This is a genomic window from Nostoc sp. (genome assembly GCF_036917975.1).
Lineage (GTDB): Bacteria > Cyanobacteriota > Cyanobacteriia > Cyanobacteriales > Nostocaceae > Nostoc.
The window spans coordinates 1-13,992 of record NZ_JBALEJ010000061.1; the positions used below are offsets into that span (position 1 = coordinate 1).

General features: G+C 46.4%; 15 protein-coding genes and 2 pseudogenes. 6 read left to right on the top strand and 11 right to left on the bottom strand.

What is annotated here, in order from left to right:
* Positions 1 to 503: 503 nt before the first annotated feature.
* From V7K76_RS24430 to V7K76_RS24455, 6 genes and pseudogenes are all read left to right on the top strand, one after another.
* Positions 504 to 661, top strand: a pseudogene (locus V7K76_RS24430) (IS200/IS605 family transposase); the annotation flags it as partial.
* Positions 654 to 1,904, top strand: coding sequence for an RNA-guided endonuclease InsQ/TnpB family protein (locus V7K76_RS24435; RefSeq protein ID WP_334951189.1), 1,251 nt, complete (start codon positions 654 to 656; stop codon positions 1,902 to 1,904). The pseudogene V7K76_RS24430 and the gene V7K76_RS24435, both read left to right, overlap by 8 nt.
* Before the next feature lie 72 nt (positions 1,905 to 1,976).
* Positions 1,977 to 3,554 (top strand): GMC family oxidoreductase, encoded by a 1,578-nt coding sequence (locus V7K76_RS24440; RefSeq protein ID WP_334951191.1) that lies wholly within the window; start codon positions 1,977 to 1,979, stop codon positions 3,552 to 3,554.
* A gap of 105 nt (positions 3,555 to 3,659) precedes the next feature.
* Positions 3,660 to 4,571: an SDR family NAD(P)-dependent oxidoreductase gene (locus V7K76_RS24445; RefSeq protein WP_334951193.1), complete on the top strand. Its 912-nt coding sequence runs from the start codon at positions 3,660 to 3,662 to the stop codon at positions 4,569 to 4,571.
* Positions 4,572 to 4,667: 96 nt separating this feature from the next.
* Positions 4,668 to 4,781: pseudogene (locus tag V7K76_RS24450) on the top strand (SDR family oxidoreductase); the annotation flags it as partial.
* A gap of 19 nt (positions 4,782 to 4,800) precedes the next feature.
* Positions 4,801 to 5,451, top strand: a complete 651-nt coding sequence (locus tag V7K76_RS24455) for an MOSC domain-containing protein (protein ID WP_334951195.1) — start codon at positions 4,801 to 4,803, stop codon at positions 5,449 to 5,451.
* Positions 5,452 to 5,600: 149 nt separating this feature from the next.
* Here the strand turns inward: V7K76_RS24455 and V7K76_RS24460 are convergent, their stop codons facing one another.
* The 11 genes from V7K76_RS24460 to V7K76_RS24510 form a co-directional block, all read right to left on the bottom strand.
* Positions 5,601 to 5,966, bottom strand: coding sequence for a glutathione S-transferase N-terminal domain-containing protein (locus V7K76_RS24460; protein WP_334951197.1), 366 nt, complete (start codon positions 5,964 to 5,966; stop codon positions 5,601 to 5,603).
* Positions 5,967 to 6,017: 51 nt separating this feature from the next.
* Positions 6,018 to 7,412, bottom strand: coding sequence for a mercuric reductase (locus V7K76_RS24465; protein WP_334951199.1), 1,395 nt, complete (start codon positions 7,410 to 7,412; stop codon positions 6,018 to 6,020).
* Positions 7,413 to 7,654: 242 nt separating this feature from the next.
* Complete coding sequence (locus tag V7K76_RS24470; protein WP_334951201.1) at positions 7,655 to 8,020, bottom strand: hypothetical protein; 366 nt, start codon at positions 8,018 to 8,020, stop codon at positions 7,655 to 7,657.
* A 28-nt stretch (positions 8,021 to 8,048) separates the two neighbouring features.
* The gene (locus V7K76_RS24475) at positions 8,049 to 8,696 is read right to left on the bottom strand and encodes a cysteine hydrolase (RefSeq protein ID WP_334951203.1); all 648 of its coding nucleotides are present in this window, start codon (positions 8,694 to 8,696) and stop codon (positions 8,049 to 8,051) included.
* A gap of 481 nt (positions 8,697 to 9,177) precedes the next feature.
* Complete coding sequence (locus V7K76_RS24480) at positions 9,178 to 9,894, bottom strand: dienelactone hydrolase family protein (RefSeq protein WP_334951205.1); 717 nt, start codon at positions 9,892 to 9,894, stop codon at positions 9,178 to 9,180.
* Between the two features lie 21 nt (positions 9,895 to 9,915).
* The gene (locus V7K76_RS24485) at positions 9,916 to 10,056 is read right to left on the bottom strand and encodes a 3-alpha domain-containing protein (RefSeq protein ID WP_334951207.1); all 141 of its coding nucleotides are present in this window, start codon (positions 10,054 to 10,056) and stop codon (positions 9,916 to 9,918) included.
* Positions 10,057 to 10,316: 260 nt separating this feature from the next.
* On the bottom strand, positions 10,317 to 10,706 hold the full coding sequence (locus V7K76_RS24490) for a DUF302 domain-containing protein (RefSeq protein WP_334951209.1): 390 nt from the start codon (positions 10,704 to 10,706) through the stop codon (positions 10,317 to 10,319).
* Positions 10,707 to 10,762: 56 nt separating this feature from the next.
* Positions 10,763 to 11,242, bottom strand: coding sequence for a nuclear transport factor 2 family protein (locus V7K76_RS24495; RefSeq protein ID WP_334951211.1), 480 nt, complete (start codon positions 11,240 to 11,242; stop codon positions 10,763 to 10,765).
* A 4-nt stretch (positions 11,243 to 11,246) separates the two neighbouring features.
* A complete protein-coding gene (locus tag V7K76_RS24500; RefSeq protein ID WP_334951213.1) occupies positions 11,247 to 11,996 on the bottom strand; it encodes an SDR family NAD(P)-dependent oxidoreductase in 750 nt (249 codons plus the stop codon).
* Positions 11,993 to 12,388 (bottom strand): DUF6130 family protein, encoded by a 396-nt coding sequence (locus V7K76_RS24505; protein WP_334951215.1) that lies wholly within the window; start codon positions 12,386 to 12,388, stop codon positions 11,993 to 11,995. The genes V7K76_RS24500 and V7K76_RS24505 overlap by 4 nt, the downstream gene beginning before the upstream one ends.
* Positions 12,389 to 12,591: 203 nt before the next feature.
* Positions 12,592 to 13,620 carry an alpha/beta fold hydrolase gene (locus tag V7K76_RS24510; RefSeq protein ID WP_334951217.1) on the bottom strand — a complete coding sequence of 343 codons (1,029 nt, stop codon included), beginning with the start codon at positions 13,618 to 13,620 and terminating at the stop codon, positions 12,592 to 12,594.
* Positions 13,621 to 13,992: the final 372 nt, after the last annotated feature.

Genomic DNA, 13,992 nt, shown 5'->3' on the forward strand with positions numbered 1-13,992 from the left:
TTATCTTTTTCATGTTTTTGGAAGGTAAAGTTGGACATCTAGTTTTGGAAGGTAAAGTTGGACAACCTGTCCAAAATCTTCTTCAAGTCACACTCATCCAAAAGAGGTTGCCAAAGTGATTGAAGCAGCAAGCACATCTGTGAAGTAATCCCAATTTAACGATTTGTTAGTGAGCTAAGTCCTGCGAACCAATGAGACGCAAGTTTGGTTTCTGGCAGAACATTTGGTGGATACACCGTTGGTACGCAGTTAAATTCAGCAGATCGGGTGTTGTAAATGAATAACTAACAGTATTTCAGCGATCGCTCTTTAAATGAATTTATTCTTGACCAGAAAACGAGATGCAAGCCCCAAGATCAGACATGGGGATAAGTCGGGTGCGGCTTTAGCCGCATTGAAAAGATATATAGGACGACTTCATATACAGCACTTCCGGTAGCTATGAGGTACATCATTAAAGCTGAAAGCTATGCTAGGAGAGGATAGGGGAAAGAAAAAGATACATGAAAGGACGTTCATCTCGGTTCTTAAGGCAAGAGTTTCCTTGGGCTTTAGTCACGACTGCCAACACTGTGGACAAACAGCTATTTTGTTTCAACTGTTGTTGCTTGCTTCTATTTCAGTTATTAAGCAATATATCGAGAATCAGAAGAATGTCTAATTATGGTTGTCAACAAGTTTTAATTAGTCCAGACATTGATCTAAGAGCTATCTTAGAGTTTGTCTGCGAAGAGTCAAACAAGCTTGCTAACTGCGGCATATATTATTCTCGGCAGTTATTTTTCAAAACTGGCAGGATACCTAGCAAGTTCGATTTACATCGTTTAATGAAATCTAATCCACATTTCCAATCTCTATACTCTCACGTTGCACAACAAACCTTAACGAGTGTATCTGAGTCTTTTAAATCTTTTCTTGGATTGCTCAAAGGTATTAAAAATGGAACTGTTGAGCAAAGACCAAAGTTGCCGGGATACAAGAAAAATTCGCTCAAGTTAGTTACTTTCCCTCGTGCGGATGTCAAATTAAAAAACGGACAATTACGCTTCCCTCTAGGTAATAAAGTTAAAACGTGGTTTGGAATAGATGCGTTCTATTTGCCGATGCCATCAAATTTAAAATATTCTGATCTAAAAGAGATTCGTATTTTGCCTCGCAACGGATGTTTTTATGCTGAGTTCGTTTATTCCGTTGAAGAAATAAAGGTAGAATTAGACTTCGAGAAAGTGTTAGGAATAGACCCAGGCTTAAACAATTGGCTAACCTGCGTAAGTAATACAGGTAGTAGCTTTATTGTGGAAGGATTACATTTGAAATCACTCAATCAATGGTACAACAAACGGGTATCAGTATTGAAAGAGAATCAGCCACAGGGATTCTGGAGTAAACAATTAGCTGGCATAACTGAGAAGCGCAATAGGCAAGTTAGGGATGCGGTAAATAAAGCAGCAAGAATTGTCATCAACTATTGCCTAGAATTTCAGATTGGTAATGTCGTGTTTGGTTGGAATAAAGGACACAAATTTGAAATTAATTTAGGTTCAAAGACCAATCAGAAATTTGTCCAGATACCGACTGCACGGTTAAAAGACCGTATTGCCCAATTATGTAAACAATATGGCATCAAGTTTGTAGAAACAGAAGAATCCTACACCTCCAAGGCTTCCTTTGTCGATGGCGATTTCTTACCTGTATTTGGTTCCAAACCAGAAGGGTGGAAAGAGTCTGGTATTAGGGTTAGCCGTGGTTTATATCAGGCTTTTAGTGGCTTAAAAATTAATGCAGATGCTAACGGCGCTGCCAATATTTTAAGAAAAGTAGCGGTGAAGCTGGGATTTGATCTCAGTAGAATCAGTAGCGGCGAATTGATAGCGCCTTTAAAGATCCGTTTGTGGACTCTTTAAGAATCCCCCGGCTTCAGCCGTGGGGAGTATCAATCCATTTATCCATTGTAGATAACAGAGGAAGAGAACTTTATGACTAATTATGACTACATTGTAATTGGTGCAGGGTCAGCAGGTTGTGTGGTTGCTAATCGTCTCACCGAAGATCGTGACACAACTGTGTTACTACTCGAAGCTGGGAACCCAGATACTAAACCAGAGATTTTCATCCCAGAAAAATGCATCAGTCTACTCGGCTCCGAGGTGGACTGGGGTTATTTCTCCGAACCCGAACCGTACCTCAATGGTCGCAAAATGTTTTGTTCCCATGGCAAAGTTTTGGGGGGCAGCAGTTCGATTAATTTCATGATGTATGTCCGGGGCAATCCTCAAAATTACGATCGCTGGCAGGAATTAGGAAATCCTGGTTGGAATTACCAGGGGGTCTTGCCCTATTTCAAGAAATCGGAACACCAGCAGCGAGGCGCGTCAGAATTTCACGGAGTTGATGGGGAGTTGAGCGTTACCGATTTGATATCCCCTGCTGTGGTTTCCCAACGCTTTGTAGATGCCTGTGTGTCAATGGGATACAACTACAATCCTGATTTTAATGGTGTACAGCAAGAAGGGGTAGGACTCTATCAGTTAACGGTCAAGGATGGTAAACGGCACAGTGCTGCTGCTGCTTTTCTTCTACCCATTTTACATCGTCCCAATTTGACTGTAACGACAGGGGCATTGGTGACGCGATTGCTGTTTGAAGGCACTCACGCTGTTGGGGTGGAATATCTGCATGAGGATACTCTGCACCAGGTCAGAGTCAACCAGGAAGTGATTTTAAGTGCAGGCGCATTTGATTCGCCTAAGCTGCTACTGCTTTCTGGTATTGGGGATGCAGAATATCTGCAATTGATGGGAATTTCTGTCATTGCAGATTTGCCGGGTGTCGGTCAAAACCTTCAGGATCACGTTCTCACTTGTGTCGTTCAAGCAGCTACTCAAGATATACACCCTGCCATCACTAGTAATGGAGTAGAAGCCGGATTATTTTTGCATAGCAAGGGCAATGTGGAGTCTGCACTCGATTTGCAGTTCTTTTTCGGCCCCATTCAATTCTTGTCACCTGGTTATACTCCTGCTGATTTTGGATTTACGGGTGCAGTCTCTCTTACCCGTCTCCAAAACATTGGCAGTGTTGGTTTGCGTTCACCTGAACCCAAAGACACACCGATGCTTCAGATGAACTACCTACAAAGTGAAGCTGATGTGCAAAAGCTGGTTGAAGGAATTAAGTTAATCCGCCAAGTGTTTCAGTCCAGCGTTTTTGATGAATTTCGAGGTGAGGAAATTGCTCCAGGTGTTAACGTTCAGAGTGATGCAGCACTCGTTGCTTACATCCGGGACACTTGCAGCACAGTGTGGCATCCGGTTGGCACTTGCAAAATGGGCATTGACTCAATGGCAGTGGTCGATCCTGAACTACGAGTACATGGAATTGAAGGGTTACGGGTTGTAGATGCCTCCATCATGCCCACCATCACGACCGGAAATACGAACGCACCCACCATCATGATTGGTGAGAAGGCAGCGGATTTAATTAAAGCAGGTCGCACAGCACGAACGGTTCTCAGCAAATCTAACGTCCAAAATCCGGCGTATTCATCTATTTAGAAACGGGCGATCGTCTTTGATCAATCTCAGATTATCATACCTGTTGAGCGTTTATCGGTCGATGTTAGGCAAACAAAACACTCGACCTCTGTGAAGGAATACACAATGGCACTGATTACAACACCATTCGGACGACATTCCACCGCCGCCGAGGTCGGAGAAGGAATTGATCTTTCCGGCAAGCGGGCGATCGTTACGGGAGCCGCATCGGGCATCGGCGTAGAAACGGCGCGGGCGCTGGCTCAAACTGGAGCGATCGTTACACTAGCTGTGCGTAATACTGATGCTGGAGCGCAAGTCGCGGCTGACATTATGGCTACTACTAGGAACCGGAATATTCATGTTGCTCCGCTTGATTTAAGCGATCGTAACTCAATTGCCAAGTTCATTGCTGCCTGGCGTGAGCCGCTGCACATCCTCGTTAATAATGCAGGAGTAATGGCACTGCCCGAACAGCGCACACCCGAAGACTGGGAGATGCAATTTGCCACTAACTATCTCGGACACTTTGCCCTAGCGCTCGGACTACACGACGCTCTCGCAGCAGAGGGTGCCGCCCGTATCGTGTCGGTTAGTTCTAGCGGGCACCTGATGTCGCCCATTGTGTTCGATGATATTCACTTCATGTTCCGTCCTTATGATCCGTGGTTGGCCTATGGACAGTCCAAGACCGCAAGCATCCTCTTTGCTGTGGGTGCTACTGCGCGCTGGTTCAAGGATGGCATTACCGCTAATGCCCTGATGCCCGGGGCGATCGCAACCAACCTCCAGCGTCATACGGGCGGTCTTAGAACCCCACCTGAGCGGCAGAAGACAATAGCGCAGGGTGCGGCAACTTCCGTTCTGTTGGCAACCTCTCCGCTATTAAAGGGCGTTGGCGGACGCTATTTCGAGGACTGCAATGAAGCCACTCTCGTCACCAACGGGAACGGCTATATGAGCGGAGTTGCCCCCTACGCCCTGAACCCAGACAATGCCGATCGGCTCTGGAATGAATCGTTGCGCCTGCTCGCTTGACCTGGCAGTAACAGTGACTTGAAAACTGGTCTATCACTTAAAAGGAAAACTCAAAACTATGAATTTACAAACAGCTCAAACCACCACTACTGCTGACGAGTCGGCAAACCTGATGAGATTGCCAAAGCTGTTGTCTTTCTCGCTTCAGACGATAGCAGCTTTGTGAACGGTATTGAGTTGTTTGTCGATGGCGGTATGGCACAGATTTGAAGTCCAAAAGGAGTTAAAGATGAAGCTTATCTCTGTTAATGTCGGGCTGCCGCGTGAAGTGATCTGGAAAGGAAAAGCCGTCCGCACTGGAATTTTCAAAGAGCCAGTTAATTCGAGAGTGATGGTGCGTGAACTCAATTTAGATGGCGATCGCCAAGCGGATCTCACCGTTCATGGCGGAGTTGACAAAGCTGTATATGTCTATCCTTTTGAACATTATGATTACTGGCGAAGCGAATTGCCTGACACAGAGTTAACATTTGGGATCTTTGGTGAAAATTTCACAGTCACAGGATTGAAAGAAGAAGAGCTGAACATTGGCGATTGCTTCAAAATCGGTAGTGTGGAACTAATGGTGACTCAACCGCGCTTACCCTGCTACAAACTAGGGATTCGCTTTGGGCGATCGGATATGGTGAAACGATTTCTCGCCAGTCGTCGCACCGGATTTTACTTTCGGGTTTTGCAAGAGGGCGAAGTTGAAGTCGGAGACACTTTAGAGTTGATGAGTCGAGATACCAACAATATTACTGTTGCTGATATCACTCAGCTTTATGTTCGTGAGCAAAACAATCCAGAGTTACTGCATCGTGCTGCTCAACTGAAAGCGTTACCCAAAGGCTGGCGGGACTACTTTCAGGAGCAGATTCGTCGTCAAGATGGGAGATAGATCGACCTGTTGTAAAACGCCATCATGTCACTTTTATTACTTGCAAGGAGTAATTTAATGACTACATAAGCTAATCGGCATTTAAGTTGTATGATCAAGGCGGGCAAGATGCCCACCCCACAAGAATTTGATAAAATTTAATATGCAAATTAGATGTGTTTTAGCTTATCGCCCAGTTTCGATCGATGGTTTAGACATCTTCTACCGTGAAGCTGGTTCTCGTAATAATCCGACGATTCTGCTATTGCACGGCTTTCCAACTGACTAGTTGGAGCGATCGCATCAAGATATTGCAGGATATCTGTAGAATCAGTAAATGTACCAGCTTTCGTTAACAATAATGGCACTGATTTTCCGCCATTGGGACGAGTAATAAGCCAATGAAAACCAGGCACATGACGCTCTTCGATGAAAGGAATATTTAGCCGTTCTAATGCCCATCGTGCTTTTTCACAGTAAGGACTGACCGCAAAAGCGATCGGGCGGGTAGATTTTTCCTTTGAATTAGCCTGCATAATTCAACCCCTCATTAGTAGTTGGTAAGTCCTTGGGTTTGCACTTGCTGTTTACAACTTGGAAAACAATATATTTAACCCTTCGGTCATCGTGGGATGACTCAAAACGCCATCGCGCAGAACGGTGTAGGGCATCTGAGCTTGTATCACCATCTGCACCGTCGAAATAACTTCCCCTGCTTCATGACACAACAGGGAACACCCTATAATACGACCTGTCTCGGTATCTACGATCGCCTTTAGCAGTCCATCGGTTTGACCGAGTGTTTTTGCTCTAGGAACGGCTGACGCATCAACCTTGGCTACGCGGATGGCATATCCTTGTTGCCGTGCTTCAGTTTCGGTTAAACCTACATGAGCCAGTTCTGGATCGATGAACAGACAGGATGGAACTAATCGATCCCGTGTACTCCGGTTGCCCCCATCAATTAAATTAGCTTTGATAATGCGATAATCGTCGAGCGATATATGGGTGTATTGCGGCCCCCCATTGATATCGCCTAACGCCCAAATCCCCGGAATGTTCGTCTCCAGGCGATCGCTAACTTGAATAAATCCGCGTGTATCGGTTGCCACACCAGCAGCAGCTAAATTTAAGCTCTCGCTATTGGGCGCACGACCAATGGCGACGAGCAAATGCGAACCCTGGAGGCTGAGGGAGCGATCGCCAACTTGGATTTGCAGGATGGTTTCATTATCAGTGCGATCAACCCTTAACATCTTCGCCTTTAATAAGAATTCAATACCATCTTGTTCTAAAAGTCTTTGAACTGCGATCGCTATATCTGGATCGTGCTGTGACAGGATTTGCTCACTTTGCCCAATGACAGTAACGCCAGAGCCAAAGCGCCGAAACATTTGGGCAAACTCTAAACCAATATAGCCACTACCGAGAACGATCAGGTGTTCAGGCAGGTATTCTAGCTCCATAATCGACTCACTGGTTAAAAACTCAACTTCTGTGAGTCCGGGAATGGATGGAATTAACGGTCGTGTGCCTGTATTAATAAATAAGCGTTCGGCGGTAAGTAAGCGATTGTTCCCTTCAGGCGTCGTTACTGCGATCGTTTTGGGAGCAACAAATCTTGCTTCGCCAATGATCAAGTTGTTATCCAGAGCCTTTTCTAGATTGTGCAAATTCATTTCACGCGCAGATTGCACAACCGATCGTTTTCGTTGGATCACCTCTGCTAAATTAACGGTGGGTGTGTTTGTTTTAACCCCATAAGCGGCACTGTTTCGCACTGTATTTGCGACATTGGCACTCGCCACCATAGTTTTAGTAGGAATACAGGCAATATTAATGCACCCACCACCAATCATATTTAAGCTACGTTCAACCAGAGCGGTTTTACGTCCGTCAGCAACCAGCGCTGGTGCAAGTGTTTTACCCGCTTTGCCGCCACCGATAATAATATCGTCATAGTGTTGAGTGTCCACTTCCATATCCTTTGGGTTTGATCAGGTGAATACGATTTCTAGAAGGTGTTATGAATTTCAGAAAAAACTGGCTGATTAAGAGGGTTTTAGCGATAACGTATTTGCCCTAGTACTGTGTCAATAAATAATTGATGGATAAATTTCCTGTAGAGACGGCGATTTATCGCGTCTCTTTAACCGTCAAAATGAATTTGACAGACTACTAGCTGGGTTTCCAAAAAGTGCATCATAACACCCGCGCTTAAGATTCAACTTTTTCTACAAGCTTGCTTCATCAAGATACGCTTGTTTTTATACACCTCTAAAGTTCCAGACTGCGGGTTATCCAACGTGCCATCCCACACCCAATATTCATAAATTCCATTCCGAAACTTATACACTCGAACACCTTCTGTCGCTTGGCTAGTTCCTTTGCCCAAACTTAAATTACCGTTGGGATTGGTCGCACGATAGAGCAGTTCACGGGAAGTATGATTCTGCCAAATATTTATGTTGTACCCACCCTGGCATTTTGTACTCAGGATTATGCCAGCAGTAGAGTCAGCAGAAGCTCTTAAGGAAAAATTAGCTAAGATACTGATTGGGAGAGCTAGGAGTAACGCAGATTTTTTCATGAGTTTTGTAAAATTGATGAGTTTGACATTACTGCATTGCTGCTACAACTTCATCTGTAGAAAGAACTGCATTAGCTATATACCCAAAGTTGATCAGTGCTGCCTTGTAGCCGTCACCCAGTTGCGGATGTCGAGGAGCAGCTGTTGCATCCTTAACAACAAGAACCTCAAATCCCTGTTCGAGCAATTCGCGTAGGTGAGCTTCAACACAAAGATTCGCCAACATTCCGAGTAAAATGACTTTGCTGATGTTGCGTTTACGCAGTTGCAAAACGAGGTCGTTAGTTTGCGGCCCATAGACTTTGTGGGGACTAGCCACAATCGTCTTGCCATCCTCAATGAAGGGCTTGTAGCGATCGAGCCAGTCAGCACCCGATCCTAGGAATCCATCAAGGCTCAACGCACCACGGCGATCGAACTCCTTAACCTCAAGCATCATTTGCTCTAGGTTGCCGACAAATTTCCAATTATGGTCGGTGGGGTAGTAATAGTGAGGGGAGATAAAAACCTCGAATTCATTCTGCTTTGCAGCTTTGAAGATTCGCTCGATGTTCTCGACGGTCTTGTTATCTTTAACACTCTCACCCACCAAATCCCAGGAAACCCCTTTTTCGCTCAAGACATCGTTTTGCGGATCGATGACGACTATTGCGGTGTCATTCTTGTTGATGTTCATGGTTTTTCTCCTTGCTTGTTGATTTTCACCGTTCTGTTTCTTAAAAACCATCTGCGATATGCAGCGTTTTCCATGTGATTCAGAATCAGAATACTTACGCGATGTGCAACTTATCCTTGGAACCCCACTTCCATTCCTCTTCCTCACCGCAGGGCTGATTCATTTGACAAGGTATGTATTTTGTCAATATCATTGGCGATAAATATTCGGGCAAAAGTCATGAATTGTTGACCATATTGATGCCTAAGATTGAATGCCAATTAAATACCTTGCTTATTTTTCATCTCCTGAACCCTTGATTTTTAAAGGCTTTTAGGGAATGAAACAGCCCTGCTTCCCCACAGGGAGAGAGGCTTTGATTCTTGCTCTCCAACGCTAGTAGGGAAGGGGAAAAGGGAAAGAAAAAACCTTTAACCTTTTCCCCAAACCAAATTCTGAGTTCAAAATGCACAAAGCGAGTAGTATTGGTAGTCGCCCTACTTCAGACTTTGACACCACTGCCTAAATGCTGTTTCAAAAACGCCAAGGTGCGATCGCGTGCTAATTCTGCGGCTTCTTTGCGATAAGCGGAACTACCCACGCGACTAAACCCATGACTCACTCCTTCATAGCGATAGATTGTTACCAGGGGGTTATCTTTCAGTCCCTGCTGAATGGACGCTTGAGCAGTTGGTGACACAAACTCGTCATTTTCATCCAGATGCAATATCAGGGGTTTCTGAATCTTTGTCGCCTCTGCTAAATTCTTGTCAATCTCAACGCCGTAGTAACTAACGTTGGCATCTGCATCAGTGCGTGTTGCCATGAAATATGCCAGTTTGCCGCCCAAACAAAAGCCCACACTGCCGACCTTGCCTGTGCTGCTGGGATACTGCCGGAGAAAAGACAGACTTGCCTTTAGGTCTTCTACGCCCCTATCCACATCAAATGCCTGGAGTAACTCAATGGCTTTAGCTCCCTGCTCCTGATTGTCAGCATCAAGTTGCACACCGGGTTCCAGTCGCCAATACAAATCTGGCACAAGCACCAAATAGCCAGACTTAGCATAATCATCGGCAATTTGACGCATACTAGCATTTACCCCAAAAATTTCTTGAATCAGCACAATCCCTGCATCAGGCTGAGTATTAGGTGCTGCTAGATAAGCGCTAAAACTACCCCCGGACAAGGCTGGAATGGTTACATTTTGAGTTGTCATGGTGTCCTTTTTAATAATTTGCTATTGAGAGTTTGACTTATCCTGACGACGACTTTGCTCCTGGAAGTAGTCGCGCCAGCTTTCGGGTAAGGCTTCAAGTTGAGCAGCTTGGTGAAGTAACTCTGGATCGTTCTGCTCACCGAAGAAGCGGAGGGGGAGCAAGAGAAGAGTCCCGGAGCCGTGGAGAGGAACATGGGTATGAACGCGAACAGCGTCTCCCGTATTGAGAAGCCCTGCCCTTCTAGGGCGCTCTTACTGGGGCGGAGTACAAACTCCGTCCCAGTTTTCCCCCTTGCTCCCTGCCCCCTGCTCCCCTGCCTCTTTTGACTGTTTTCCCTTTCCAGTTCACAGAGATGAGTTTCATGAGAATTTTAAATTGGGTTAATAATCACGTATCTAAATTGAATCAACAAATAAGTTAATTAAAGGAGTGCTTGATGAATTAAAGGTGCAATGATAGCGATGTTCTTCACCAACTCATCCGAGAGAGAAAATCGCTGTTTTAAGTAATTGGGATCGTTGTAACTCACCCAAACCTTGCCGTCAGTCGCTTCCCATGCCAGTATTTTCAGGGGTAAATCCAGGGCGATCGTTGGTTCTGCCACCATGAGGGGAGTTCCAGCTTTCGGGTTGCCAAACAGCAACAACTGTGTAGGTGGTAGGCTAAGTTCAACTTTTTCGGCTTCAGCCTGTTGATCGATGCGGGCAAAAACGGTGATGCCTTTTGCTTGAAGGATGGCTGCCAAGCGATCGATAGTTTCGGTCACTGCATACGGGCTGATCTGGTTGATGATGCCGTTGTTTGCATTCATAGCAGTGGATTTCTTGTAGGATAAAAACTGGGTAATATGGTCGTTGCTTCGGCTTCTCAAAGATTAAGGTCAGACAATCCGGGATGATCGTCAGGACGACGACCTAGTATCCAGTGGTATTTGCGATCGCTCTCCTGAATTGGCAGGTCGTTGATGCTGGCAATACGCCATCGCATGAATCCGTGTTCGTCGAACTCCCAATTCTCATTGCCGTAAGAAAGGAACCAGTTGCCGGAATCATCATGCCATTCGTAAGCAAATCGCACAGCAATGCGGTTGTCTTGAAAAGCCCAAAGCTCTTTGATCAGACGGTAGTCTAATTCTTTAAGCCACTTACGTGTCAAGAACTGAACGATCGCCTCACGACCACATAGAAATTCTGAACGGTTGCGCCAAACGCTATCCGACGTGTAAGCAAGTGCTACTAGTTCCGGGTTACGTGTGTTCCAAGCATCTTCTGCAATTCGGACTTTTTGGATAGCGGATTCATTATCGAAAGGCGGCAGGGGTAGTCGAGGATTTTCGGGGTTGGTCATAGTATCAATGAATACCACCCGCGATGTGCAGCGTTTCCCCAGTGATCCAACCTGAATCGGAGGACGCGAAGAAGACAGCAGCAGGTGCAATGTCCTGCACTTGCCCGATGCGACCAAGGGGAGTTTGCGCTTCAACGTGTCTGCGAAAATCGCTTTCGAGAACTCCCAATGCTTGCAGTCCCTCTGTTTCTACCATGCCAGGATTGATGGAGTTAACACGGATCTGGCGTGAACCCAGTTCTTTGGCGAGCGACTTTGTGACGGCATCGACTGCTGCTTTGGTGGCGTTATATACCGAGCCGGTCGCGGGTGTGGCGGTGCTGGCGATCGAACTAATGTTGATAATACTGCCGCCCGCCGAGCCAAAGTACTTTGCTCCTTGTTGGGAGGTAAGGATTAATCCCAGCACATTGAGATTGAACTGTTTGTGAAAATGATCTTCCGTGATGTCTTCTAGCGGCAGATATTCATAAATTCCGGCATTATTCACCAAGATGTCGAGCTTGCCGAATGTCTGCTTTGTCTTGACAAAAAGACCTTCGACCTCTGCCTTTTTGGTAACATCTGCCTGTACTGCGATCGCCTTTCCACCTGCGCTGGTAATTTCATCAACTACGCGATCGGCTGCTTCTTTACTAGAGGCGTAATTGACGACTACGGCTGCACCTTCGGCTGCCAGATGTTTGGCAATTGAAGCACCAATTCCTTTAGATGCCCCCGTCACAACTGCGATTTTTCCGTCTAGTTTTTTCATGATGATTTCTTAGGATTGGGCAGCGTGAACTCCACAGTTTCGCTAGTGATTACTTTGTGCATAGGGTCAGCTAGTTCGATCAGCACCTTGTGTACGCCAGGTTCCAGTCCAACCAGGATGATCGTTTCCCCACTGGCATCGACAAAGTGCCACGGCGCGTCGTCAACGGTGATGTGGATATGACCGATGCGCGGTGATACTTCGAGGGCACCTTTGCCGAACACCGGCAACACGCGCAAGTTCTCCGTCCGGTACTGGATAAAGACGCGTCCCTGTGCTAGCGGTTCGGGAAGCGGTGGATCGACAATCAGCTTGGCCGGTGCTTCGTTGGCGATCGCAATCAATGGTGATGGTCCGATAATGTCCCTAGCGCTCGGTGTGTGGGTGTTCATAGCGTAAGTACCTGAGAGTAGTTTATAATATAACGATACATTTGAAGGTAAAACGGCGCAGAGTCATCGCTCCAGAAAAGCCATTAAAGAAGTCGGAGGTCGGAAGTCGGAAGTCGGAAGTACAGTTTTGTAACGGGGATTTAGACCCCGCCACAAAACTTGCTTTTTTATTGAACCGGGGGACTTAAACCAAACCGTTCTAGTTAACGTTTCTTGGATGCGAGTTCCCAGACCGCAGTTGCGAATGCTTTAGGATCTTCCTGGGGCAGGTTATGACCGACGTTTGGAATGACCCGATGCTGACGTTCGCCGCTAAACTTCGCTGCCGTCGATTTCCCATCGGTTGCTGGCACGACACCATCCGCGTCCCCATCCAGCGTGATCGTCGGCACCGTAATGGTCGGTTGCGCGGCGAGTCGCTGCTCAAGTTCCTCATACATGGGATAGCCGGCAGCAAGTCCAAGGCGATGGCGATAGGAATGAATCACGACCTCCACATAATCGGGGTTGTCGAAGGCGCTGGCGTGTTGATCGAGCGTTGCCTCGTCAAAGTGCCAGTTCGGCGAATTGCGAGTCCAGAGAATCCTCGCAATCTCACGTCTGTTAGCCGTCAGTCCGGCGCGTCCGCGCTCGGTCTGGAAATAGTATTGATACCAGATCCCGGATTCGATCGCGGGTGAAAGTGGCAGCCCTGCTTTGGCAATATCCTGGATCAGGTAGCTATTGACGGACACCAGACCTGTGCATCGTTCAGGCCAGAGAGCCGCAACAACGCAAGCGGCTCGTCCACCCCAGTCATAGCCAGCAAGCACAGCACGGTTTAGCTGCAATGCATCCATCAAGGCGATCGCATCAACACCAATCGCGGCTTGCTGCCCAGAGCGTGGTGTGGCGCTGTCGAGAAAACGGGTTGATCCATGTCCCCGCAGGTAGGGAACAATCACCCGACATCCGCGTGCAGCAAGCATTGGTGCAACGTCAATGTAGCTATCGATGGAATACGGGAACCCATGCAGCAGCAACACCGGAGATCCATCGCTCGGTCCTGCTTCGTAATAACCGATGTCAAGGACACCCGCTTTGATCTGCTTGATGGGAGTAAACCTAAATTCAGATCGTTTGGGCTTGTCGAAGCTTGCGTCTGCGGTACCCATGAGTGCCATTTCTGTGAAAATGCTTGCTGCCGCCGTTCCCAAAAAGCGGCGGCGGTTGTGTTTAATTGCTTTGAGCATAGGGTTGACCGTGCCAATTTTGGATTTTGGATTATTTCTTTGGTACAAGCCCCGCCCGATGGTTAACCCTCTTTTATCACTTTCGGGAGAGAATAATCTGGAATGCTTACAGCATAAGACTTTTACCAAAAAATCATGATTTCAGCCATTGTGTTAGAAAATAAACGCTCAAATGCCCGTTGTATCTACAGTTCAAAATTTGGCTTTGATTTTTATTTTCCCAGAGTGACAAAACAGGGTTAAGCGGAACAAATCTAAAAGACGCTACGCACAGTCGTCAAATGCCCGTTGTATCTACAGTTCAAAATTTGGCTTTGATTTTTATTTTCCCAGAGTGACAAAACAGGGTTAAGCGGAACAAATCTAAAAGAC

Excerpts from the sequence above, each read along its gene's own strand:
- V7K76_RS24445 (WP_334951193.1), top strand. The coding sequence starts at position 3,660 with ATGGCACTGATTACAACACCATTCGGACGACATTCCACCGCCGCCGAG.
- V7K76_RS24470 (WP_334951201.1), bottom strand. The coding sequence starts at position 8,020 with ATGAAAAAATCTGCGTTACTCCTAGCTCTCCCAATCAGTATCTTAGCT.
- V7K76_RS24480 (WP_334951205.1), bottom strand. The coding sequence starts at position 9,894 with ATGACAACTCAAAATGTAACCATTCCAGCCTTGTCCGGGGGTAGTTTT.
- V7K76_RS24475 (WP_334951203.1), bottom strand. The coding sequence starts at position 8,696 with ATGAACATCAACAAGAATGACACCGCAATAGTCGTCATCGATCCGCAA.
- V7K76_RS24500 (WP_334951213.1), bottom strand. The coding sequence starts at position 11,996 with ATGAAAAAACTAGACGGAAAAATCGCAGTTGTGACGGGGGCATCTAAA.
- V7K76_RS24440 (WP_334951191.1), top strand. The coding sequence starts at position 1,977 with ATGACTAATTATGACTACATTGTAATTGGTGCAGGGTCAGCAGGTTGT.
- V7K76_RS24460 (WP_334951197.1), bottom strand. The coding sequence starts at position 5,966 with ATGCAGGCTAATTCAAAGGAAAAATCTACCCGCCCGATCGCTTTTGCG.
- V7K76_RS24435 (WP_334951189.1), top strand. The coding sequence starts at position 654 with ATGTCTAATTATGGTTGTCAACAAGTTTTAATTAGTCCAGACATTGAT.
- V7K76_RS24505 (WP_334951215.1), bottom strand. The coding sequence starts at position 12,388 with ATGAACACCCACACACCGAGCGCTAGGGACATTATCGGACCATCACCA.
- V7K76_RS24455 (WP_334951195.1), top strand. The coding sequence starts at position 4,801 with ATGAAGCTTATCTCTGTTAATGTCGGGCTGCCGCGTGAAGTGATCTGG.
- V7K76_RS24465 (WP_334951199.1), bottom strand. The coding sequence starts at position 7,412 with ATGGAAGTGGACACTCAACACTATGACGATATTATTATCGGTGGCGGC.
- V7K76_RS24510 (WP_334951217.1), bottom strand. The coding sequence starts at position 13,620 with ATGCTCAAAGCAATTAAACACAACCGCCGCCGCTTTTTGGGAACGGCG.
- V7K76_RS24495 (WP_334951211.1), bottom strand. The coding sequence starts at position 11,242 with ATGACCAACCCCGAAAATCCTCGACTACCCCTGCCGCCTTTCGATAAT.
- V7K76_RS24490 (WP_334951209.1), bottom strand. The coding sequence starts at position 10,706 with ATGAATGCAAACAACGGCATCATCAACCAGATCAGCCCGTATGCAGTG.